This is a genomic window from Candidatus Pelagibacter bacterium nBUS_28 (assembly GCF_051200915.1).
Lineage (GTDB): Bacteria > Pseudomonadota > Alphaproteobacteria > Pelagibacterales > Pelagibacteraceae > Pelagibacter.
On sequence record NZ_CP172844.1, the window covers coordinates 248553 to 272403 of the forward strand.

At 30.6% G+C, this 23851-nt stretch carries 23 protein-coding genes; 21 read left to right on the forward strand and 2 right to left on the reverse strand.

Annotated features, from left to right (window positions below; all coding sequences use genetic code 11):
* Window positions 1–2: 2 nt before the first annotated feature.
* From miaA to msrB, 19 genes are all read left to right on the forward strand, one after another.
* On the forward strand, window positions 3–914 hold the full coding sequence (gene miaA / locus ACIJYC_RS01235; protein ID WP_435166903.1) for a tRNA (adenosine(37)-N6)-dimethylallyltransferase MiaA: 912 nt from the start codon (window positions 3–5) through the stop codon (window positions 912–914).
* Window positions 915–962: 48 nt separating this feature from the next.
* Window positions 963–2729 (forward strand): acetolactate synthase 3 large subunit, encoded by a 1767-nt coding sequence (locus tag ACIJYC_RS01240; protein ID WP_435166906.1) that lies wholly within the window; start codon window positions 963–965, stop codon window positions 2727–2729.
* A complete protein-coding gene (gene ilvN, locus ACIJYC_RS01245) occupies window positions 2730–3278 on the forward strand; it encodes an acetolactate synthase small subunit (RefSeq protein ID WP_435166909.1) in 549 nt (182 codons plus the stop codon).
* Between the two features lie 20 nt (window positions 3279–3298).
* A complete protein-coding gene (gene ilvC, locus ACIJYC_RS01250; RefSeq protein WP_435166912.1) occupies window positions 3299–4321 on the forward strand; it encodes a ketol-acid reductoisomerase in 1023 nt (340 codons plus the stop codon).
* 83 nt (window positions 4322–4404) lie between these two features.
* Window positions 4405–5967 (forward strand): ABC transporter substrate-binding protein, encoded by a 1563-nt coding sequence (locus tag ACIJYC_RS01255; RefSeq protein WP_435166915.1) that lies wholly within the window; start codon window positions 4405–4407, stop codon window positions 5965–5967.
* A gap of 62 nt (window positions 5968–6029) precedes the next feature.
* Window positions 6030–7013, forward strand: coding sequence for an ABC transporter permease (locus ACIJYC_RS01260; protein ID WP_435088650.1), 984 nt, complete (start codon window positions 6030–6032; stop codon window positions 7011–7013).
* The gene (locus ACIJYC_RS01265) at window positions 6997–7932 is read left to right on the forward strand and encodes an ABC transporter permease (protein ID WP_435166917.1); all 936 of its coding nucleotides are present in this window, start codon (window positions 6997–6999) and stop codon (window positions 7930–7932) included. The genes ACIJYC_RS01260 and ACIJYC_RS01265 overlap by 17 nt, the downstream gene beginning before the upstream one ends.
* Window positions 7929–9611, forward strand: coding sequence for a dipeptide ABC transporter ATP-binding protein (locus ACIJYC_RS01270; protein ID WP_435166920.1), 1683 nt, complete (start codon window positions 7929–7931; stop codon window positions 9609–9611). Before ACIJYC_RS01265 ends, ACIJYC_RS01270 begins: the two co-directional genes overlap by 4 nt.
* A gap of 101 nt (window positions 9612–9712) precedes the next feature.
* Complete coding sequence (locus ACIJYC_RS01275) at window positions 9713–11281, forward strand: 2-isopropylmalate synthase (protein WP_435166923.1); 1569 nt, start codon at window positions 9713–9715, stop codon at window positions 11279–11281.
* A 1-nt stretch (window position 11282) separates the two neighbouring features.
* The gene (locus ACIJYC_RS01280; RefSeq protein ID WP_435166926.1) at window positions 11283–12317 is read left to right on the forward strand and encodes a rod shape-determining protein; all 1035 of its coding nucleotides are present in this window, start codon (window positions 11283–11285) and stop codon (window positions 12315–12317) included.
* A 5-nt stretch (window positions 12318–12322) separates the two neighbouring features.
* Window positions 12323–13171: a rod shape-determining protein MreC gene (gene mreC, locus ACIJYC_RS01285; protein WP_435166929.1), complete on the forward strand. Its 849-nt coding sequence runs from the start codon at window positions 12323–12325 to the stop codon at window positions 13169–13171.
* The gene (gene mreD / locus ACIJYC_RS01290; RefSeq protein ID WP_435166932.1) at window positions 13171–13689 is read left to right on the forward strand and encodes a rod shape-determining protein MreD; all 519 of its coding nucleotides are present in this window, start codon (window positions 13171–13173) and stop codon (window positions 13687–13689) included. Before mreC ends, mreD begins: the two co-directional genes overlap by 1 nt.
* A complete protein-coding gene (gene mrdA / locus ACIJYC_RS01295; RefSeq protein ID WP_435166934.1) occupies window positions 13682–15586 on the forward strand; it encodes a penicillin-binding protein 2 in 1905 nt (634 codons plus the stop codon). Before mreD ends, mrdA begins: the two co-directional genes overlap by 8 nt.
* Window positions 15587–16711, forward strand: a complete 1125-nt coding sequence (gene rodA / locus ACIJYC_RS01300; RefSeq protein WP_435166937.1) for a rod shape-determining protein RodA — start codon at window positions 15587–15589, stop codon at window positions 16709–16711. It begins immediately after the preceding gene.
* A 68-nt stretch (window positions 16712–16779) separates the two neighbouring features.
* Complete coding sequence (locus ACIJYC_RS01305; RefSeq protein ID WP_435166940.1) at window positions 16780–18021, forward strand: NAD(P)/FAD-dependent oxidoreductase; 1242 nt, start codon at window positions 16780–16782, stop codon at window positions 18019–18021.
* On the forward strand, window positions 18022–18918 hold the full coding sequence (locus tag ACIJYC_RS01310) for a DMT family transporter (RefSeq protein WP_435166943.1): 897 nt from the start codon (window positions 18022–18024) through the stop codon (window positions 18916–18918). It abuts the gene before it with no gap.
* Window positions 18911–19861: a D-2-hydroxyacid dehydrogenase family protein gene (locus ACIJYC_RS01315; protein WP_435166946.1), complete on the forward strand. Its 951-nt coding sequence runs from the start codon at window positions 18911–18913 to the stop codon at window positions 19859–19861. Before ACIJYC_RS01310 ends, ACIJYC_RS01315 begins: the two co-directional genes overlap by 8 nt.
* A gap of 2 nt (window positions 19862–19863) precedes the next feature.
* The gene (locus ACIJYC_RS01320) at window positions 19864–20757 is read left to right on the forward strand and encodes a histone deacetylase family protein (RefSeq protein ID WP_435166948.1); all 894 of its coding nucleotides are present in this window, start codon (window positions 19864–19866) and stop codon (window positions 20755–20757) included.
* Between the two features lie 3 nt (window positions 20758–20760).
* Complete coding sequence (gene msrB / locus ACIJYC_RS01325; protein WP_435166950.1) at window positions 20761–21132, forward strand: peptide-methionine (R)-S-oxide reductase MsrB; 372 nt, start codon at window positions 20761–20763, stop codon at window positions 21130–21132.
* Between the two features lie 79 nt (window positions 21133–21211).
* On the opposite strand, the gene grxC is transcribed toward msrB, so the two are convergent.
* Both grxC and ACIJYC_RS01335 read right to left on the reverse strand, forming a co-directional pair.
* The gene (grxC, locus tag ACIJYC_RS01330) at window positions 21212–21466 is read right to left on the reverse strand and encodes a glutaredoxin 3 (protein WP_435166953.1); all 255 of its coding nucleotides are present in this window, start codon (window positions 21464–21466) and stop codon (window positions 21212–21214) included.
* Between the two features lie 3 nt (window positions 21467–21469).
* Window positions 21470–21766 (reverse strand): TIGR03643 family protein, encoded by a 297-nt coding sequence (locus ACIJYC_RS01335; protein ID WP_435166956.1) that lies wholly within the window; start codon window positions 21764–21766, stop codon window positions 21470–21472.
* Window positions 21767–21925: 159 nt separating this feature from the next.
* Here ACIJYC_RS01335 and ACIJYC_RS01340 point away from each other — a divergent pair, with 159 nt between their 5' ends.
* Together ACIJYC_RS01340 and ACIJYC_RS01345 are read left to right on the forward strand one after the other, a co-directional pair.
* Window positions 21926–22501 carry a LysE family translocator gene (locus tag ACIJYC_RS01340; protein WP_435166959.1) on the forward strand — a complete coding sequence of 192 codons (576 nt, stop codon included), beginning with the start codon at window positions 21926–21928 and terminating at the stop codon, window positions 22499–22501.
* An 86-nt stretch (window positions 22502–22587) separates the two neighbouring features.
* Window positions 22588–23829, forward strand: coding sequence for an amino acid ABC transporter substrate-binding protein (locus ACIJYC_RS01345; RefSeq protein ID WP_435097612.1), 1242 nt, complete (start codon window positions 22588–22590; stop codon window positions 23827–23829).
* Window positions 23830–23851: the final 22 nt, after the last annotated feature.

Below are 23851 nucleotides of genomic sequence, written 5' to 3' on the forward strand. Positions count from 1 at the left end.
TTATGGATTTAAAGTCCAAGATTATTTTAATTTCTGGACCAACAGCTTCAGGAAAATCTAATTTTTCAGTTAAACTTGCAAAAAAAATTAATGGTGAAATCATTAATGCAGATAGTATGCAAATTTACAAAGAATTAAAAATTTTATCAGCACGCCCTTATCCTAAAGATTATCAAAAAATAAAACATCACTTATATGGTTTTCATAGTGTTAAAAAAAATTTTTCAACAGGAGATTGGTTAAAACTTGTAATTAAAAAAATTAAAGAAATAAGAAAAAGAAAAAAAATTCCAATTTTTGTAGGAGGAACAGGGTTGTATTTTAAGGCTTTGACTGATGGATTAGTAAATATTCCTAATATTCCAGTTCGATTTAGAAACAAAATAAGAATTTTACATAAAGCTTTAGGGCAAAAAAATTTTTATCAAAAACTTATAAAGTTAGATCCAAATTCTAAAGAAAAAATTAATCCAACTGATGCTCAAAGATCAATTAGAGCTTTTGAAGTTAAACAGTTTACTAAAAAATCTCTTCATGATTGGTTTCAAAACACCAAATCTCATTTTGAGAAAAATGATTTTTTGAAAATCTATATTGATTATCCACGTGAAGAACTTGTTAAAAAAATTGGCAGAAGAGCTGAAAAAATGATTAAGGTTGGAGCAATTAACGAAGTTAAAAGATTTGTTAAATTAAAAGTTAGAAAAGATAAGAGCGTCAATAAAGCCATCGGCATCAATGAGATCAAAGAATATCTGGAGGAAAGAAAAGATATGACTGATGTTATTGAAAAAATATCAATAAAGACCAGACAATACGCTAAAAGACAAAGCACTTGGGCGCGAGGTAACATGATGAGTTGGCTAAAATTGCAGCCTCAGGACTTAAATAAATTTTTAAAAAAAATTAAATAATTCATTCTATAACTTGACCAATCAGTACAACTTCAGCTAGATTGCGAGATGCCAAAATTATATAGTGGAGCAGAAATTGTATTTAAGTGCCTTGAAGAACAAAAGGTAAGTCATATTTTTGGTTACCCTGGTGGAGCAGTTCTTCCAATTTATGACGAACTTAAAAATCATTCTTCAGTAAAACATATTTTAGTAAGACATGAACAAGGAGCTGGTCATGCAGCAGAGGGTTATGCAAGATCTTCGGGTAAGCCTGGAGTTGTTTTGGTTACCTCTGGACCAGGTGCAACAAATGTTGTTACTGCATTAACAGATGCATACATGGACTCTGTACCATTAGTTTGCATCTCTGGACAAGTACCCACTCATTTAATAGGAACTGATGCATTTCAAGAGTGCGATACAACTGGAATTACAAGACCATGTACAAAACATAATTGGTTAGTAAAAAATATTAATGATCTTCAAAGAGTAATGCACGAGGCATTTGAAGTTGCAACGACTGGAAGACCTGGACCTGTACTAGTAGACATTCCAAAAGATATTCAGTTTGCAAAAACTAAATATGTTTCATTAAAAAAAGAAAAAAAAATAGAAATTAAAAATAACAATAGATTTAAGCAAAAAGACATTGATCAATTAATTGAGTTAATGAACAAAGCTTCAAAACCAATTTTTTACACAGGCGGTGGTGTCGTTAACTCTGGACCAAAAGCAAGCGAACTTTTAAGAGAGTTAGTTGCATTAACTGGCTTTCCAATTACTACAACATTACAAGGATTAGGTTCTTATCCAGGGGATGATAATCAATTTTTAGGAATGCTTGGGATGCATGGAACTTACGAGGCTAATAATGCTATGCATGATTGTGATTTACTAATTAATATTGGTGCTAGATTTGATGATCGTATCACTGGGAAAATTGATGAGTTTTCACCTAAATCAAAAAAAGTACATATTGATATTGATCCTTCATCAATAAATAAGATTATAAAAGTAGACTTAGCAATTGTTGGTGATGTTAAAGATGTTATTAGATCAACAACCAAAACTCTAAAAAAGAAAAATTTAAATTTAGAAAAATCAAATAAACAAAAAATTTCAAAATGGTGGCAGCAAATTCAAAAATGGAGAACGAAGCAATCTCTAAACTTTATTAATAGTAACAAAATAATTAAGCCTCAACATGCCGTTCAAAGACTATATGAATTAACTAAAAATCAAGATACATTTATCACAACAGAGGTTGGTCAACATCAAATGTGGGCTGCACAACACTATAAATTCAATAAACCTAATAGATGGATGACTTCTGGAGGTTTGGGTACTATGGGTTATGGTTTACCTGCTGCAATAGGCGTTCAAGTTGCAAATCCTAAGAAATTAGTAGTTGATATTGCTGGTGAAGCTTCAATTTTAATGACCATGCAAGAGATATCGACTGCAATACAGTACAATTTACCAATAAAAATATTTATTTTAAATAATCAATATATGGGAATGGTAAGACAGTGGCAGGAATTACTTCATGAAAAAAATTATTCAGAAAGTTATTCTGAAGCATTGCCAGATTTTGTAAAATTAGCTGAAGCTTATGGATGTGTTGGTATAAGAGCCGAACATCCAGATGAATTAGATGAAAAAATTGAGGAAATGATCAATGTTAATAAGCCAGTTATCTTTGACTGCCATGTTGATCAAGCTGAGAATTGTTTTCCAATGATTCCATCAGGAAAACCACACAATCAAATGTTATTAGGTCCAAAAGACCAAGAAGAAAACAAAATTACAGGCAAAGGAAAAGCGTTAGTTTAAATGGTAAAATCAAAATCAGCATACAGTTCGCCAAGCAAACTTAGTAAATTAGAAACACATATAATTGTAGTTTGGGTAGATAATGAAGCAAGTGTCTTATCTAGAGTGGTTGGTCTTTTTTCTGGAAGAGGGTACAACATCGAGTCACTGGCAGTAGCTGAGGTTGACCAAAAAAACAATCTTTCAAGAATTACAATTGTAACAACAGGAACACCCGAGGTAATTGAACAAATTGTTCTACAATTAAAAAAATTAGTTCCAGTTCACAAAGTAGGTAATTTCAAAAGAGAAGATAAAAATGTAATTTTTAAAGAAATGGCGTTATTTAAAGTAATTGGAAATTCAGCTAAGATTAAAATGGCTTTAAATGCTTGTAAAAAATTTAATCCAGTTATATTAGATCAGACAAATAAGTCTGCAGTAATTCAAATTACAGCACTTAGAAGAGAAATAGATAAAATGACAAAGAATTTAAAATCGCACGGTCTTATAAGTGTCTCAAGAACTGGAGCGGTTGCAATGACTAGAGGCGCTGAAATATTTAACTAATTAATTAAGGAGAAAAAAAAATGAAAATGTTTTATGAAAAAGATGCAGATGTTGATCTAATTAAAGGAAAAAAAATTGCAATTTTTGGCTATGGAAGTCAAGGACACGCTCATGCTTTAAACTTAAAAGATAGTGGTGTTAAAGAAATAGTTGTAGCACTTAGAGAAGGATCTTCAAGTGTAGCAAAAGCTGAGTCTAAAGGTTTAAAAGTTATGAATTTATCTGATGCAGCTGCTTGGGCGGATGTAGTGATGATTTTAACACCTGATGAATTACAAGCAGAGATTTATAAAAACCATATTGAACAAAGAGTTAGAGAAGGAACAAGTATTGCATTTGCTCATGGATTAAATGTTCACTATGATTTAATCAAAGCGAGAAAAGATTTAGATGTATTTATGGTTGCTCCAAAAGGCCCTGGTCATTTAGTTAGAAGCGAATATGAAAAAGGTGGTGGAGTACCATGTTTGTTTGCTGTTCATCAAGATGGCTCAGGTAAAGCTAGAGATCTAGCGTTATCATACGCGTCTGCAGTTGGTGGTGGAAGATCTGGAATTATTGAAACTACATTTAAGGACGAAGTTGAAACAGATTTATTTGGAGAGCAAACAGTTTTATGTGGTGGCTTAGTTGAGTTGATTAAAAATGGTTATGAAACCCTAACAGAAGCAGGTTATGAACCTGAGATGGCTTACTTCGAAACTGTTCATGAAGTTAAATTAATTGTTGATTTAATTTATGAAGGTGGAATTGCAAACATGAACTATTCTATTTCTAATACGGCTGAGTATGGTGAATATGTTTCGGGTCCTAGAATAGTTAATAAAGAAGAAACCAAAAAAAGAATGAAAGAAGTTTTGACCGATATCCAGTCAGGAAAATTCACAAAAGAGTGGATGGATGAATGTAAAAATGGTCAAAAGAACTTCCTTGCAACTAGAGCAAAATTAGCTGAGCACTCGGTAGAAAAAGTTGGTGCAGAACTAAGAGCTATGATGCCTTGGATTGGTAAAAAGAAATTGGTTGATAGCGATAAGAGTTAATTATTATCTAAAATTTTATCTGTAATAATTTAGTTATTTCACTTATACTTTTCTTAAATAAATTTAAGGAAAAGAGGGAAATAATGAAAATAAAAAATTTTATTAGAGTTTTACTATCTGTAGTTCTAGTATTTGGATTTTCTTCAGCATGGGCTAAAACTATCAAATGGTCAATGCAAGGAGATAGTTTAACACTAGATCCACACGCACAAAACGAAGGTCCAACCACTCAAGTTTCAAGACAGGTTTATGAAGCTCTTGTTCAAAGAGGTTTGGATATGAAAATTGGTCCTGCGTTAGCAAAAAGTTGGAAAGCAACTGATCCCAACACATGGATATTTACATTAAGAGAAGATGTAAAATTTTCAGATGGCTCTGCAATGACATCTACTGATGTTGTATTTAGTGTCTTAAGAGCCAAGCAAAGAACATCTGATTTTAAAGAGTATATTAGCACTATTTCAGGAGTTGAAGCTATTGGTGATTACTCAGTTAAAATTACAACAAGTAAGCCTAACCCAATTCTTTTGAACCAATTATCAAATATTTTCATAATGTCTAAAGCATGGTCTGAAAAGAATTTTGCAATGTCTCCTCAAAACTGGGATGCTGGTCAAGAAACCTTTTCTGCAACTAATGCATTAGGAACAGGTCCTTTTAAAATCACTTTAAGAGAGCCTAACACTAAAACTGTGTTTAAAAGAAATAAACACTGGTGGGGTGAGATGACTGATAAAAAAGTAACTCAAATTGAATTACTTCCAATTAAAAATGCAGCAACAAGAGTTGCAGCATTATTATCTGGAGAAATTGATGTAGTTACTGATGCACCAGTTCAAGATTTAGCACGAATTGGATCTTCATCTGCACACAAAGTTGAAAGTACTGCACAAATGCGTACAATTTTCTTAGGTATGGATCAAGCTGCTGATCAGTTAAGAACTGGTAATACAGGTGATAACCCATTTAAGAAAAAAGAGGTAAGACAAGCTCTTTATCAAGCAATTGATATCGAGGCGATCAAGAAAAAAGTTATGAGAGGTTTAAGTGAACCAGCAGGAATAATAACTTTTCCAGGTGTAAATGGTTACACTGCAGATCTTGATAAAAGATTACCTTACGATGTTGATGCTGCAAAAAAACTATTAGCAGATGCAGGTTATCCAAATGGTTTTGATGTTGAATTAAGATGTCCAAATGACAGATATGTAAATGATGAAGCAATTTGTACTGCTGTTGTTGGTATGTTTGGTAAAATTGGTGTTAATGTAAATTTATTTGCACAAACTAAAAGTAAACACTTTAAAGAGCTAAAAGATAATCAAGGTGATTTCTATATGCTTGGTTGGGGTGTTCCTACTCTAGATAGCCACTATGTATTTCATTATTTATATGAGTCTGGTGCTAGCTGGAACAAAGTTAACTTTAGTAACTCTGAAGTAGATGCTGCGATAAGAGTTATGGAAGGTGAAGTTGATTTAGATAAAAGGAATGCTGCAATAGCTAATGCTTGGAAAATTGTGAAAGATGATATTTCTTATCTTCCTCTTCACCATCAAGTAATTTCTTGGGCATCTAAAAGTGGAGTTAATGTACCTATCAGACCGAATAACGAACCGTTATTCAGAACTGCTAGCTTTAACTAAAAAAATTATTACAAGTCCTCTATATTTGCATAGAGGGCTTGTAACTTAAAGATCTTCTCAAATTGATAAAATATTTTTTTAAACGGTTGTTTCAATCAGCTTTGGTTATGCTAGTTGTTGCCCTTGTATCGTTCTCTTTATTTAATTTTGTTGGTGACCCAATAAACAATATGGTTGGTGAAGAAACCTCAGATGAAGAGAGAGCTGAATTAAGAGAAACACTAGGTTTAATGGACCCAATACCTGTTCAATTTTCAAGATTTGTTGTAAACGCATCTAAAGGAGAATTTGGAATTTCTTATCAATTAAGAAGACCAGTATCTGATTTAATTGTTGAAAGGTTACCTGCAACAATTGAGCTGGTAGTAATTTCAGCTTTAATTGCTCTAATAACTGGAACATTATTAGGAGTTTATACAGGTATCAATAGAGAGGGTTTTTTAAGTGACATTATTCTAGCAGTCTCTTTGCTTGGTGTTTCACTTCCCACATTTGTAATTGGAATATTATTTATATATTTATTTGCAGTAATTTTAGGAATTTTACCATCCTTTGGTCGAGGTGAGGTAGTAGATCTTGGATTTTGGAGTACAGGATTCTTAACAATCTCAGGATTAAAGGCAATTATACTTCCGTCAGTTACATTAAGTCTATTTCAAATGACTTATATAATCAGATTAGTAAGAGCTGAGATGATGGAAATTTTACAAACAGATTACATTAAGTTCGCGCGCGCGCGCGGGATTAGTGAAAATAGTATAAAATATAAACACGCATTAAAAAATGGATTGATCCCAGTAATTACTATTGCTGGAATTAATATTGGAACATTAATTGCATTTTCTATTATTACTGAAACAGTTTTTCAATGGCCAGGGATGGGATTTTTATTTATTCAAGCAGTTCAATTTGTTGATATTCCAATTATGTCTGCCTATTTAGTATTTATTGCTTTTGTTTTTGTAATGATAAATTTTATTGTAGATATTTTATACTATTTTATAGATCCAAGAATTAGAGTTAAAGGAGATGTTTCAAGTGGATAGGACTATAAGTACTTGGGAAAGAATTAAAGATAGTGATATTTATCATAGTTTTATAAAGTCTCCCACTGCAATTATATCATCAGTAATTTTATTTATAATTTTCTTTTGTTCTTTTTTTGTAGAATTTATTACCCCTTATAATCCATTTGATCCTTCATCTCTATCACTGATGGAAGCTTTTACTCCACCATCTTGGACTGAGGATGGTCTTGCGAAATTTATTTTAGGAACTGATGGTCAGGGTAGAGATATGCTATCAACAATTCTTTATGGCTCTAGAATTTCTTTAATTGTTGGTTTTTCAGCAATCATATTTAGTTTGATACTTGGTGTTGGGCTAGGATTAACAGCAGGATATTTTGGTGGCAAATATGAAATGGTAATAATGAGATTAACGGATGTTCAACTTACTGTCCCAAGTATTTTAATGGCACTTTTAGTTGATGGAATTGCAAGGGGATTAATTACAAGAGAGATGCATGATGAGATGGCAATTTATGTTTTAATCTTTGCAATTGGAATTTCAGAGTGGCCTCAGTTTGCAAGAGTTTCAAGAGCAGCAACTTTGGTAGAAAAAAACAAAGATTATGTTTCAGCTTCAACTATAATTGGAGTTTCAAATTTAATTATTATGTTTAAACATATTTTACCAAATATTTTAAGACCAGTATTAGTTATAGGAACTATTGGTCTTGCACTTGCAATCATAGCTGAGTCAACTTTAAGTTTTTTAGGTGTGGGTGTTCCTCCAACAACTCCATCTTTAGGAACACTAATAAGATTAGGAAATGATTTTTTATTTTCTGGTGAATGGTGGATTACTTTTTTTCCAGCAATATTTTTAGTAATTTTAGCTTTCTCAATTAATCTTTTAGGTGATTGGATGAGAGACACATTAAACCCAAGGTTAAAAAAATGAGTTTCTTAAAGATAAAGAATTTGAGCGTAGATTATCCAATGAGAAAGGAAACGGTTTATGCCGCTAAAGATGTAAATATTGAGGTTAATAAAGGTGAAATACTTGGTTTAGTAGGAGAGTCTGGATCAGGCAAAAGTACTGTCGGAAATGCAATTATTAATTTAATTGATGCACCTGGCAAAGTGTCAAGCGGGTCAGTAATGTTAGGTGATTTAAATATTCATGAAGATCCAAAAAATATTGTAAAATATAGAGGTAAAAAAATTGGACTTATATTTCAAGATCCTCAAACCTCTTTAAATCCAATATTAACAATTGGTGAACAATTAATAGAAACGATCCAAACACATCTTGATTTAACAAAAGAAGAAGCAAAAATTAAATCAATCAATTTATTGAAAGAAGTTGGAATTAAGGATGCGGATACAAGATTTAATAATTATCCCCATCAGTTTTCAGGAGGAATGAGACAAAGAGTAGTTATTTCACTTGCATTATGTTGTGAGCCAGAACTTTTAATTGCAGATGAACCTACTACAGCTTTAGATGTTTCAATTCAATCCCAAATTCTTGATTTAATTAAAAAATTAACAAAAGAAAGAAATCTTGCAGTAATTTTAATTACACACGACATGGGAGTAATTGCTGAGACAGTAGATAGGGTAGCTGTGATGAAAAATGGGAATTTAATTGAAATTGGTGAAACAAAAGAAATTTTAACAAAACCAAAAGAAACATATACAAAAAGTTTAATTAGTTCAGTACCCCCAACCAATAAAAAAATTTCAAGATTTGTTATAATTGAAAAAGAAAACAAAAGTAACCAATATAGCAATATTAAAATTTTAAACAGATGGAATAAAAAAGAAATTATAGAACAAGATTTAGTTAAAATTAAGAATCTTAGTAAAAGTTTTGATGATAACTTTTTTACAGAAAGTTCTAAAAATTCAGTAATGGCTGTAGATAATGTTTCATTTGAAATTAAAGAAGGTGAGTCCTTTGGTTTAGTTGGTGAAAGTGGAAGTGGAAAATCTACAATTGCTAAAATGATTGTAAATTTATTTAAACCATCTGCTGGAGATATTTTTTTTGATAATGTTTGTATTACAAAAATTAAGACTAGATCAGAAATGATGAAATTTAGAAAACAAATTCAAATGATTTTTCAAGATCCATATTCTTCTTTAAATGGAAGATTGAAGGTTAAGGATATAATCTCAGAACCAATTAAACTTCACAATCCCTTGATATCAAGTACTGATTTAAATAATTATATTTATGATTTATTAGAGTCTGTAGAGCTTTCGCAGAAATCTGCAGATCGTTATCCACATGAATTTTCTGGAGGTCAAAGACAAAGAATTTCTATTGCAAGAGCATTAGCCACCCAACCGAGACTCCTTGTGTGTGATGAGCCAACCTCTGCTTTAGATGTTAGTATTCAAGCACAAATTTTAAACTTATTAAAAGATCTTCAAGAACAATTAAATTTAACCATTTTATTTATTAGCCATGATTTACCAGTGGTTAGACAAATGTGTGATAGAATTGGAGTATTAAAAGACGGTAAATTGTGTGAGGTAACTAAAACAGAGGAACTTTTTTTGAAGCCCAAACACGATTACACAAAAAAACTTTTACACTTAATGCCTAAAATTGAGTCTATTTATAATTAGTTTTAGGCGGCCTAAAATGAGCTAATATTAAGAGTAATTTAAGTTATTATTTTGCATTCTCTCTTATAGATTGTATTATACATTTTCAAAAAAATTTTGTTATGAGCGATAAAGATAAAGTATTTATATTTGATACTACTATGCGTGATGGTGAACAATCACCAGGTGCGTCTATGAGTTTAGAGGAGAAAATTCAAATTTCTAGAATTTTTGATGAGCTTGGAATTGATATCATTGAAGCCGGCTTTCCAATAGCATCGCCTGGTGATTTTGAAGCCGTAAAAGCAATAAGTAAAATTGTAAAAAATTCAATTCCTTGTGGATTATCGAGAGCTAGTAAGAAAGATATTGATGCGTGCCACGAAGCGTTAAAAGCAGCTCCAAGATTCAGAATTCATACTTTTATTTCAACAAGTCCATTACATATGAAACATAAGTTGAATAAAACTCCAGAACAAGTTTTGGAAGCCATTAAAGAAAGTGTGACCTATGCAAGAAATTTAACTGATGATGTTGAATGGTCATGTGAAGATGGCACAAGAACTGATATGGATTTTATGTGTAAAATAGTTGAGCTTGCAATAAGCAGTGGTGCTAAAACAATTAATATTCCAGATACAGTTGGTTATACAATTCCATCAGAGTTTACAAAAATTATTTCAACATTAAAAAATAAAGTTCCAAATATTGATAAAGCAATTCTATCTGTTCATTGTCACAATGATCTAGGATTAGCAGTAGCAAATTCTTTGGCCGGTGTTGAGGCAGGGGCTAGACAAGTAGAATGTACAATAAATGGAATCGGTGAGAGAGCGGGCAATCCGACTCTTGAAGAAATAGTTATGGCTATTAGAACAAGAAATGATCTGATGCCATACTCAACTGGAATTAAAACTGAATTATTAAGCAAAGCTTCAAAAATAGTTTCGAATGCAACCTTCCCAGTTCAATTTAACAAAGCGATTGTTGGAAAAAATGCATTTGCTCATGAGGCGGGTATTCACCAAGATGGTATGCTAAAGAATAGAGAAACTTATGAAATTATGACACCAGAAAGTGTAGGTGTTAAAAAAACATCTTTAGTGATGGGCAAGCATTCTGGAAGACATGCTTTTAAAGAAAAACTTAATGATCTTGGTTATGCTGATGTAACTGATGATGTGATTCAAACTGCTTTTGGAAAATTTAAAGTTTTAGCAGATAAAAAGAAACATGTTTATGACGATGATATAATGGCATTGGTCGATGATAGTCTTATTACTGATAACCAGATAAATGCAATTAATTTAAAATCTTTAAAAGTTTTTGCAGGAACAGGTGAACCTCAAAGAGCTGAAATGACTTTGGATGTTTATGGTGAAGTTAAAAAAACCTCGGAAACGGGTGATGGTCCTGTTGATGCAATATTTAAATGTATAAAAGTTTTGTACCCTCATGATGTAAAATTACAATTGTATCAAGTTCATGCAGTAACAGAGGGAACGGATGCTCAAGCAACAGTAAGTGTTAGAATTGAAGAAAAAGGAAAAACAACAGTTGGGCAAGCAGCAGATACAGACACATTAGTTGCATCTGCCAACGCATATTTAAGCGCATTAAATAAAATGATTATTAAACGAGATAAAACAGCTCCAATGGAGCAAGAAAATCAAAAAGTGAGAGGTATATAAAATGGGACTATTCGACAGAGTTAAAAAAATTTGGAGCCAAGATATGGCAATTGATCTTGGAACAGCTAACACATTAGTTGTTTTAAAAGGGCAAGGTGTAGTTTTAAATGAACCCTCTGTTGTTGCAATAGTTGAACAAGGTGGGAAAAAAAATGTTTTAGCAGTTGGTGATGAAGCAAAAACAATGCTTGGTAGAACGCCTGGAAATATTAGTGCTATAAGACCTTTAAGAGATGGGGTGATTGCTGATTTTATCGTAACTGAAGAAATGATAAAACACTTTATAAAAAAAGTTCACAAAGGAAGTACATTTGCAAATCCTAGAATTTTAATTTGTGTTCCAACAGGGTCTACACCAGTTGAGAGAAAAGCTATTCAAGATAGCGCACTTGCAGCAGGCGCAAGAAGAGTACAGTTAATTGAAGAACCTATTGCTGCAGCCATTGGAGCAGGCTTACCTATTTCTGAAGCAACAGGATCTATGATTGTTGATATTGGTGGAGGAACTAGTGAAATTGCTGTGATGTCATTAGGTGGATTGGTTTACTCAAAATCTTTAAGAATTGCTGGAGATGCAATGGATACAGCAATTGTAAATTATATGAGGAAAGAATACAATTTATTAATTGGGGATGGCACAGCTGAAAAAATTAAAAAAGAGATGGGTACAGCGATCGCAACAGGTAAAAATACTTATCCCGTTAAAGGAAGAGATTTGAGATCAGGTACACCTAAAGAAGTAAATATTACTGAGGAAGATACAGCAGAAGCATTAAATGATATAATGAAGGAAATGGTTAACGCTATTAAACAAGCATTAGAAAATACTCCTCCTGAATTATCAGCTGATTTAGTTGATATGGGATTGACATTAACTGGAGGTGGAGCATTATTAAAAAATATTGATAAACGTTTTTCAAAAGAAACTGGTTTACCAGTGCATGTTGCAGATGATCCATTATCATGTGTTGCTGTTGGAACAGGAAAAGCTTTGGATCAAGAAGAAACTTTTTCTACCATGTTATCTGAATATTAAGAAAAATGGCTACAGGCAGAGATGATTTTGTAATAGCCTTTAGATCTGCATTTTTAAAAAAAAAAGATAAACAAAAATTTTCATTATTAACTTTATTATTCTTATCTATATTTGTAATTATCTTAAGTAATTTTGATTTTAAGATAATTAGGTTTATAAAATTTGGAATTAATGAAGTTGTTTATAAATCGTCATATCTAATTTCAATACCTGAAAATAAAATACAAAATATAAAAAAGCAATTAACAGCTCATTTAGAAATATATAACGATTATCAAGATATTAAGTCTGAACTTAATCTTTTAAAAGAAGAAAAGTTAACAAATAATTTTTTAAAACTAGAAAATGAAAAATTAAGAAACTTAATTAACGAAAATGTTTCTTCAAAAGAGATATTAGCTAAAGTTTTAATTGACAAGGAAAGCCCATTTTTAAAATCAATTGTTTTAAATAAAGGTAGTAAAAACAATGTAAAAATTGGAATGGCTATAATGGATGGCGTGTATTTAGCGGGCAAAGTTATTGAAGTAAATTATACAAATTCAAGAGCATTACTTCTCTCAGATCTAAATAGCAAGATTCCAGTGACATTGTTACCTGACAGAATTCAAGCAGTAGTTTCTGGAACTGGAAAAAATCATGGAGTCATTGAATATACCAAAGAAAAAGTAGATGATGAAATCAACGAAAAAGATAGAATAATTTACACATCTGGATTTGCTGGATTGTTTAGATCTGGAATACCAGTGGGTAGAATGTTTAAAAAATCAAATGGTAAAATTGATTTTTTTTCTAAATTCACTCAATTGGAGTATGTAAAAATAGTTGCCTTTGACATGGAGAGTCAAAAATAATGTCTGCACTTAATAAATCAACTTTTTCTAGAATACTACTTTCGTATTTTCCAACATTAATATTATTTTTGTCAGTATTTAATGAATATGATTTTAATTATTTAAAAATTGAATATTTTTCATTTAACTTTGTTTATATTTTAATTTTTTATTGGACTTTAAGAAATCCTAATTATCTGGGGTATGCCTCAATATTTTTAGCTGGTATTATTAATGATGTTATAATTGGAATCCCAATTGGAATTAGTAGTTTTTGTTATTTGTTAATTTGCTCAGTAACTGCATATATTAGAAATATAACCTTAAGTGCTAATTTTATAAATGACTGGGTGTCAATATTGTTTACCGTATTATTAATTAACTCAATTCAAATATTAATTTTAGATTTTATATTTAACCACAATCCAGATTATCTATCCTATCTAATTAATTCTGGATTTACATTTTTATTGTACCCAATATTTTATTTTATTTTTAACTATTTAGATCAAAAAATTTCATTACAACCAAATGATTAAAGATAGTTCAGGCATAAGAAAAACAGACGTAATAAATAGAAGAATGTTTATTATTGGTGCTGCTAAGTTAATAGTTTTTTCTGGAATAGTTGCTCGTTTATTTTCGCTACAAATTAATGATAATAAAAAATATTTAACTCTTTCTGATAAAAATAGAATTAGAGAATGGAAGCTTCCTCCAACTAGAGGAGAAATTGTAGACTATTTTGGAAATATAATTGCTGGAAATTTAAAAGTATACCAACTTCATATTATACCAGAACAAGTAGAAAATTTTAACTATCTCTTATCAAGACTTAAAACACTTTTAGAGTTAACTGACAAAAAAATTGCAAATATTTTAAAATCAAAAAATCAAAAAAAACCTTGGGAAAGTATAATTGTTGCAGAAAATTTAAGTTGGGTACAGTTTTTGAAAATTAATAACTATTTACATGATTTAGTTGGGGTTAAACCAGTTATGACTATTTCAAGAAATTATCCATTTAGTGAAATTTATACACATGTTTTAGGTTATGTAAGCCAGCCTAATGAAAATGACATCTTAGAAAACGAAACAATCCAACAAAGATTTGTAACAGGCATGAAGGTTGGGAAGTTAGGGTTAGAAAAAAGGTTAGAAAACTATTTAATAGGTACAAATGATATTCAAAGATATGAAGTAAACGCCTATGGAAAAAGAATTAATCAACTTGAGCATCAAAGAGGTCAACAAGGATCTAAAATTAGATTAACAGTAGATACTGAAATACAAAAAATATCAGCAAAATTATTAGCAAATAAGGCTGGATCAATAAGTGTTATGGATATTTATACCGGTGATATTTTGGCAATGTACTCTTCACCTTCATATAATCCTAATCTATTTTTATTTGGTATTAGCAATGATGATTGGCAATTAATTAGAAATAATTCTCTAAAACCATTAATAAATAAAACACTTTCAGGCTTATATTCTCCAGGCTCAACTATTAAACCAATAGTAGCTTTATCTGCTTTAGAAAATAAAGTTATCAATGAAAACTTTAAAGTTAGATGTACTGGTAAAACAGAACTTTATGGACAAACCTTCCATTGCTGGAAAGAAAAAGGACATGGTTTAGTAAATTTAAAAGATGCCATGAAACAATCTTGTGATACCTATTTTTATGAAATTACAAGAATTCTTGGAGTAGATAAATTAAAAATCACTGCAGAAAAATTTGGTTTAGGAAAAAAAGTTTTAGGCGAATACTTTGAAAATGAAAAGCAGGGTTTGTTTCCTGATACCAATTGGAAAAAAAATAATCTTGGAAAAGGATGGGTTTTAGGCGAAACATTGATAACTGGTATTGGTCAAGGATACATACAAACTACACCATTGCAGTTATGCTTAATGACTGCTCAAATAGCAAATGGTGGATATAAAATTTCTCCAAAAATTATTGTTAATAATAAGCCATTAAATTTTTTAGAGGCCAAAAAAGATATGGAGTTAAGAAGCTCTATTGATCCTAATATTCAATTAATTAAAGATAAAAATAATTTAAAGATAGTTCAAAAAGCAATGTTTAGTTCTACTAACGAAATTAGAGGAACTTCATATCGATCTCGTATAGATGATCCCAAATATCAATTTGCTGGGAAAACAGGTACAGCGCAAGTAAAAAGAATTAGTAAAAGAGAAAGAGAATTAGATCTTAAAATACAGCAAATTCCGTATAACGACAGAGATCATGCTTTATATGTAGCTTACGGTCCATATGTTAATCCAAGGTATGCCATTAGTATAATTGTTGAACATGGAGGATCAGGTAGTAGGGCTGCTGCACCAATGGCAAAAGAGCTTTTTAAATTAATCATTGATAGAGATGGTTTGAGAGAAAAACAATCTAACTTTGAGGAAATAGATATTTAAATGTTTCAACATAATAGATTAAATAATGAATTAACTTTTTTTCAAAAAGTTAAAAATTTAGATTTTATTTTATTATTTTGTCTTATTTTATTATCAATTGTCAGTGTTTTGGTTATGTATTCAACAGATGGTGGACAAGTTCTTTATCATACCAAGAGTCATTTTATAAAGCTTTTAACTTTCTTTTCATTAATGATATTGATTTCTTTTTTTAATATACGGTTGTGGCATATTACATCTTATTTTATTTATTTTATTATTATTCTTCTTTTAATTTGGGTTTCAACTTATGGAATTAAGGTTTCAGGATCACAAAGATGGATTAATTTATATTTCATAGTTTTACAACCTTCAGAATTAATGAAAATTGGAATAATTTTATGTCTTGCAAAATATTATCATAGACTAAAAATTGACAGCATAAACTCATTCACAAGTATTTTGGTTGCTCTTTCAATTATTATAGTTCCAATTATTTTAGTTCTATCTCAACCTGATCTTGGAACATCCGTATTAATAGCTTCAAGCGGATTAATAATTTTATGGTTAGCTGGAGTAAAAATGAAATATTTTTTTATTTCTTTTATAACTTTTCTGATTTCCTTACCTTTTATCATTTCCTTTTTAAAACCATATCAGAAACTACGAATTTTAACTTTTTTAGACCCAGACAGAGATCCTTTGGGAGCAGGATATCAAATTATCCAATCAAAAATTGCTATTGGATCAGGTGGACTAAGTGGAAAAGGTTTTTTAAAGGGAACGCAGAGTTATTTAGAGTTTTTACCTGAAAAGCATACAGATTTTATTTTTACTTTATTTTCTGAAGAGTTTGGTTTTGTTGGATCTATTTGTCTTTTATTAATTTATTCAATAATCATTATAAGAATTATTAGAATAGGAGTTATTTCAAGAAGTGATTTTGCAAAGTTGTTTTGCTTTGGATTTGCTTTTGCGATCTTTGTTTATATTGTAGTAAACTTATGTATGGTGCTAGGTTTACTACCTATAGTTGGCTCTCCTCTGCCCATCATGTCTTATGGAGGATCTTCAATGCTGGCAACAATGATAGGATTTGGTATTGTCTTGAGTGCCAAAATAAACCATAAACAAATCATTGCTTAACAATCTAAGCTTAAACAGTTGTATAATTTGTCACTATAAATATTAAATTATAATTGTATAAAAGTTCGATGAATAAAAATATTAAAGTAGGTATAGTTGGAGCTGGCATACAGGGAGTTTCAAATGCATTATTTCTTCAAAAAAAAGGTTTTAATGTAACTATTTTTGATCGTGATAACCCTGGTGCGCAGGCTGCATCTTATGGAAACGCAGGCCATTTCTCTCCATACGCTTCTGTCCCCCTTAACAGACCAGATGTTCTTGCAGATATTCCCGCAATGCTTTTAAGCTCTTCAGGTCCACTAGCTTTAAAATGGAATTATGTTCCTAAAATGATTCCATGGTTTATGAAATTTATTATGAATTCGACTACAAAAAATATGATGCATACAGCAAAAAATATGCATCAAATTTTAGACTTAGCATTACCTGCTTATGATGAATTGTTTGATGAAATTGATTTAGAGGGTTTAGTTGAAAATAAAGGAATATTATATATTTGGAACAATCAAGACCTAAAAAGTAGGGAGCTAGAAATTAAAATAAGAGAAGAATTGGGTGTTAAACAACAATTAGTTAACAAATCTGAAATCCATGATCTTGAACCACATATTAAACCTTTTTATCATGCGGGCGTTTATTATCCGTACGCAAGACATGCAAGAAACCCAAAAAAAATTCTTTTAAAACTTTTTGATTTGTTTTTAAAAAAAGGTGGAAAATTTAATAAAGTAAATATTAAAGATATTGTTTTTGATGAAGAAAAACCAGTTTTTAAAACTGAAAATCAAAGTTTTATTTTTGATAAAGCTGTAATTGCTTGTGGTGCTTTTTCTAAAAAGTTAACAGATAATTTAGGCGAAAGAATACCATTAGATACTGAAAGAGGTTATCATGTTCATTTTAAAGAATGTGATCATCTTTTGAGTAGACCTGTAATATTTTCAAATCGTGGATTTGGAATTACCCCAATGGAGCAAGGCTTAAGAGTAGTAGGCACTGTTGAATTTGGAGGTTTAAATAATCCTTTATCAAAATCAAGAATTAAAAATTTAATTGATAATGCTAAATATATGCTTGGTGACTTACCGGAACATGAGGATGAATGGTTAGGATTTAGACCATCTTTACCAGATTTTTTACCAGTTATGGGTCCTTCAAAAAAACATAAAAATGTTTTTTATTGTTTCGGTCATCACCATTTAGGATGGACATTAGGCCCAATATCTGGAAAGATTGTTTCTGGAATGATAGCTAACGATAACACTAATTTAGATTTAAAGCCTTATAGCTCATTAAGATTTAGTTAGGTGAGTAACAACACCAAAGCATACATAATGTTGGTTTGTGCAACATTGTTTTGGGCAGGCAACTTCACAATTGGTAAGTTTGCTTACTTAGAAGATATACCTCCATACTCGCTCGCATTTTTAAGGTGGTGCCTTGTATGGTTAATATTGTTTCCCTTTACTTACAAGGAGATATTAAGATTAAAAGATAGCATAAAAAAAAATTTATCATTATTTTTTATTTTAGGTTTTACTAGTGTGTGCATATTTACTTCATTTACTTATAATGCTTTAAATCATACACAGGTAATCAACGCATCCCTTTTTAATACCGCAATACCAGTAACTATAATTCTAGTTTGTTTTTTGTTAAAAATTGAAAAAACAAATATTTTTCAAATATCTGGTTTATTAATTTCAGTATTAGGAATTTTAGCTATTATAACTAGGCTTGATCTCAATATCCTACTTTCTTTAAATTTTAATAAAGGAGATTTATTTATGATTGGAGCAATAATTGCTTGGGGAATTTATTCTGCTTATTTGAAAAAAAGAACTTTTGAGGTATCTTTACTTGCTCTAGTTCATATAATTTGCACATTTGGGTTAATATTTCTTTTACCATTATTTGTTTTAGATCTAATGCAGGAAAAAACTATTGAGATGAGTAGTAATTTTTTTTATATTTTAATTTATATTGCAATATTTCCAAGTATCGGCTCTTATTATTGTTGGGCAGGAGCAGTTTCAATTATAGGAGCTAACAGGGCGGGAATTTTTTTATCATTAATACCTTTATTTAGTACTATTTTTGCAATCTTATTATTTAATGAAAAATTCTTATTTTTTCATTTCATTGGCTCTGTTTTAATTATATTAGGTTTATTTTTATCAAACAAAAAAATTACAAATGCTTAAAGTTGCAATACTAGATGATTATCAAGATGTTTCACAAGAGTTTGTGGACTTAAAAAAATTATCTGGAAAATACGAGTTTAAAATATTTAGTGAACCTTTTGAGAATGAAGCTGATGCTATCGATCAATTATCTGATTTTGAAGCATTATTAATTATGCGTGAGCGGACACCTATTACTAAAAATTTAATCGATAATCTAAATGATCTTAAATATATCATCACAAGTGGCTCAAGAAATAAAGCAATTGATTTAGAGGCTGCAAAAAAAAGAAAAATTATAGTTTGCGGTACTGAGATTAACTTTAATCCTACATGCGAATTAACCTGGGCTTTAATATTAGGATTATCTAAAAATTTAAAAACTGAAATTGATAATATGTACCAGGGTTACTGGCAGACAACTGTTGGTTTTGAGCTTAAAGGTAAAATTATTGGTTTAATTGGACTTGGTAGAGTTGGCTCACAAGTAGCTAAAATTGCTAGTGCATTTGGTATGCAAGTAATAGCTTGGAGTGAAAATTTAGATTTAGATAAATGCAAAGAGTTAAATGTACTACCTTGTAGTAAAGAAGATTTAATTAAAACTTCAGATTATATTTCAATTCATGTTCAAGGCGGTGAACGCTACAAAGATTGTATCACTATTAAAGAATTTGATCAGATGAAAAAAACAGCTTTTTTAATCAATACTTCTCGTGGTCCAATTGTAAATGAAGATGATTTAATAATAGCTTTATCCACAAATATAATTATGGGTGCAGGAATTGATGTTTATGAGAAAGAACCTTTGCCTGAAGGAAATAAATTAAGATTTTTACCTAATGCTTTACTCACACCTCACATTGGCTATGTAACTGCTGAAAATTATAGCATTTTTTATACTCAGATGATTGAAGACCTTGAGGCTTGCGTTAATGGTAAGCCTATTCGTGTTATTGAATAATAATGGAGCTACCAGTAGTTAATCATAAAGACTATGTTGCTAAAATTGGAGATGATCACAAATTTCCAATTAATAAATTTGGTGAACTTGCCAAGCATCTACTTAATCAAAAGGTTGTAAAAAATTTCTATAATCCTACTGCCTGTTCTTTTGACACTTTAAATAGAGCTCATTCAGCAAATTATATAAATAATATAAAAAATAAAACTTTAGACAAAAATGGAATTAAAAAAATTGGTTTTCCTCTAGTTGATAGTGTGGTTCAAAGATCTTTAGTTGCAACAGGTGGCACTGTTTTAGCCTCAAAACTTGCATTAAATTATGGAGTTGCTTGCAACACTGCAGGAGGCAGCCATCATGCAAATTATAATGGTGGTGCTGGTTATTGTGTATTTAATGATGTTGCAGTTGCTGCTCATTATTTACTCGATAGAGGGTTTGCTAATAGAATTTTAATTGTTGATTTAGATGTTCATCAAGGAAATGGGAACTCAGAAATTTTTAAGGATAATAGACATGTCTTTACTTTTAGTATGCATTCAAAAACAAATTATCCTGCAAAAAAAGCAATAAGTGATCTAGATGTTGAACTTGAAGATAATCTAGAAGATGATGCTTATATAAAGACACTTAAATTTTATTTAAATGAACTCAATAATGAAAACTTTGACTTTGTTTTTTATATAGCAGGTGTTGATATTCATTTTAATGACCGGTTGGGAAAATTGAAAATTTCTGATGAAGGCATAAAGCAAAGGGATGAATTAGTAATTGAAAATTTTTCTTCAAAAAAAATTCCTATCTGCGGTGTTTTAGGTGGAGGATATAATAAAGATTTTACCAAATTGGTAGAATTACATTCTGTATTACATCAATCTTGTGCTAAATTACTTTAGTTTATGACAAAAAAAATTAATCCAGATTTAACTGCTGAGCAAAAATTAGTTTTATTTGAAGAAGGTACAGAAATGGCTGGTACCAGTGAGCTAAATCATGAAAAAAGAGAGGGAAGTTTTCATTGTGCTAACTGTGGAGAAAAATTATTTGACTCAAATACTAAATATGAAAGTGGTTCTGGTTGGCCATCTTTCTATCAATCACTCCCTGATGTATTTGAAACTAAAACTGATAATCTGTTAGGTTATGCAAGAACGGAGTACCATTGTAAAAAATGTGGTGGTCATCATGGTCATATTTTTGAAGATGGGCCAAATCCAACAGGTAAAAGATACTGTAACAACGGTGTTTGTTTGGTTTTTAAGCCAAAATAAATTTTTTGTTGATAAGAGTAAAATTAGAAGATTTAAGTTTATTAGTTAAAAACAACTTGCTTTAGAGAATTGGAATTAATTATTTAAGAAGTTCTTGTAACTTGTTCTCTTTTTCTAAAGCTCTAACATCATCGTATCCACCCATGTGCTGCTCATTAAAAAAAATTTGTGGAATAGTTCTTTTACCATTAGCTTTTGTAATCATTTCGTCCATAGCACCTTCAACTGTTGCAATATTAATTTCTTTATATTCAACGTTATTTCTAGTTAATAATTTCTTAGCTGCCTCACAGTAATTACAAAGTGGTCCTGTATAGATTGTTACATTTTTCATAGTTTATAAATAATCATTCTTTTTTATTTTACTAGTAATTTCTTTTCTAGAATATTCAAATTTTTTTCTATGTTTTATACTTTTTTGATTTACTCTTTTTCTCCATAATCTAAAGGAGGTAGGTTTTACAGATCTTCGCATAATCTTAATAACTTCAGATTCTGTCTTACCAGTCTTTTTCTCTATTTCCTCAAAAGTGATCCGATCTGCCCAGGCGGCCCAAATGATCCAATCTGGGTCATTCACATTTGGCTCTGGATTTTTGACTCTAGTTATGGGGGTGTGACCTTTTTTTTTCATAAATCCTTTATATTTGAAAAAAATGATTAATGCATTTTTTTTAGAGCATGATATTATTGGTTCTGATAGTCCATCTTAGCCATCTTTAGCTCCCGGTTTTTTTGGACTATCTTTCTTAAAATGTACCCCTTAAATTATTTCCTATTTTTACAAATAATATTGTTTTTATTTATAACCCCAGGAACACCTAGAATTATCATCATTTCATATTCTATGAATTATGGAATTCAAAAATGTATTTGGACAGCTTTAGGAGATATTACTGCAAACTTTATTCAAGCAACGTTAGTAATTTTTGTAATAGGTTCTTTTTTTTCGGATAATCCAAATTTTTTAAATATTTTTAAATGGGTTGGAGTAACTTATATTTTATATCTTGCTTATGATCTTTATAAATCAAAACCTAAAGATGTAAGTTCAGATAACATTTCATCAAAAAGTTTATTTTCTTTTTTTAGAGATGGTTTTTTAGTTGCAGGAACAAGTCCAAAGGCATGGATGTTCTTTCCATTAATATTTCCACAATTTATTGACTTTAATGGAAATTATGTTGTTCAATTCTTTATTTTAATCTCAACTTATATTGTTTTAGATTTTTTATCTTTAATGGCTTACGCTGTGCTTGCTAGAAAATTAATTGTTTGGATAAAAGCTAATCCTAAAGTTATAAATACAATTTCAGCGTGCGTTTTAGTTATTATCGCCATGATTATTGTATTTATGCAGAAATATTAAGTCGCAACCTGTTATTACCTGCTTGTTTGTCATCTAATTAGGGGTTTTAATAAGTTTTTTAATTTAAATTAAATAAAGGAAATAAAATGAAAATCAGAAATATAATTATTACATTAGTTTCTGCAATTGCACTTTTAATTTCAGCTTCAACAGTATCTTTCGCGAAGGTTGTTGGGGATAAAATTGTTTTAGGTGCAGCTGTTTCATTAACTGGAAAATATTCATCAAATGGTGTTCATACTCAAAACGGTTACAATTTAGCTGTTGAGAGAATTAATAGCATGGGTGGAGTTACAGTTGGTGGAAAATCTTACAAGTTTGAAATCATTTATTACGATGATGAGTCAAACTCTGGTAGAGCAGCTCAACTTGCAGAAAGATTAATTAAACAAGATGGTGTTCAGTTCATGCTTGGTCCATATAGCTCAGGTTTAACTAAAGCTATGGCACCTGTAACTGAAAAATATGGAATACCTATGGTAGAAGCTAACGGTGCATCAAGATCGTTATTTACTAAAGGTTATAAATATTTATTTGCAGTGCTTGCACCAGCAAACTTATATCTTGATGTAGCAATTGACCTTGCAGTTGAAAAAAATGGCGGCAAGCCAGTTAAGATTGCAATGGCGTTTGAACAAGATGCTTTTTCACAAGACGTGAGATTAGGTATCGTAGATGCTGCAAAAAGAACAAAGTCAAAAATCATTATTGATGACAAGTTACCAAAAGAGTTAAATGATATGGCTGCTACTTTATCTAAAGTAAAAGCAGTTAAACCAGATGTTCTTGTAGTTTCAGGTCACACTAAAGGTGCTTTAACAGCGGTTAGACAAATTTCAGAAATGAAAGTTGACGTACCAATGTTAGCAATGACTCACTGTGATGCTGCTAAATTATCTAAACAACATGGTAAAGCTTCTGAGTATGCGCTTTGTGCTTCTCAATGGCATAAATCTCTATCATACAAAGACAAGTTCTTTGGTGGTGGTATGAAATATGCTGGAGACTTTAATGCTAAGTTTGGATATGAGCCTCCATACCAAGCTGCTGAATCATCAGCTGCTTTATTAGTTTTCAAGGATGCGTTTGAAAGAGCAAATTCTTTTGATACTAAAAAAGTAAGAGATGCTTTAGCTGCAACTGATATGCAAACTTTTTATGGAAACATAAAATTTGCTGAAGGTGGTCAAAACGTATCTAAGCCAATGGTACTTTTCCAAGTATCATGTAACGATGATGGAAGTAAATGTGAAAACAAAGTTGTTGCTCCTACAAAATGGGCATCTGCTGAGTTAGTACACCCAATTCCATCTTGGTCTAAAAGATAATATCTAATATGCAAAATGCTCC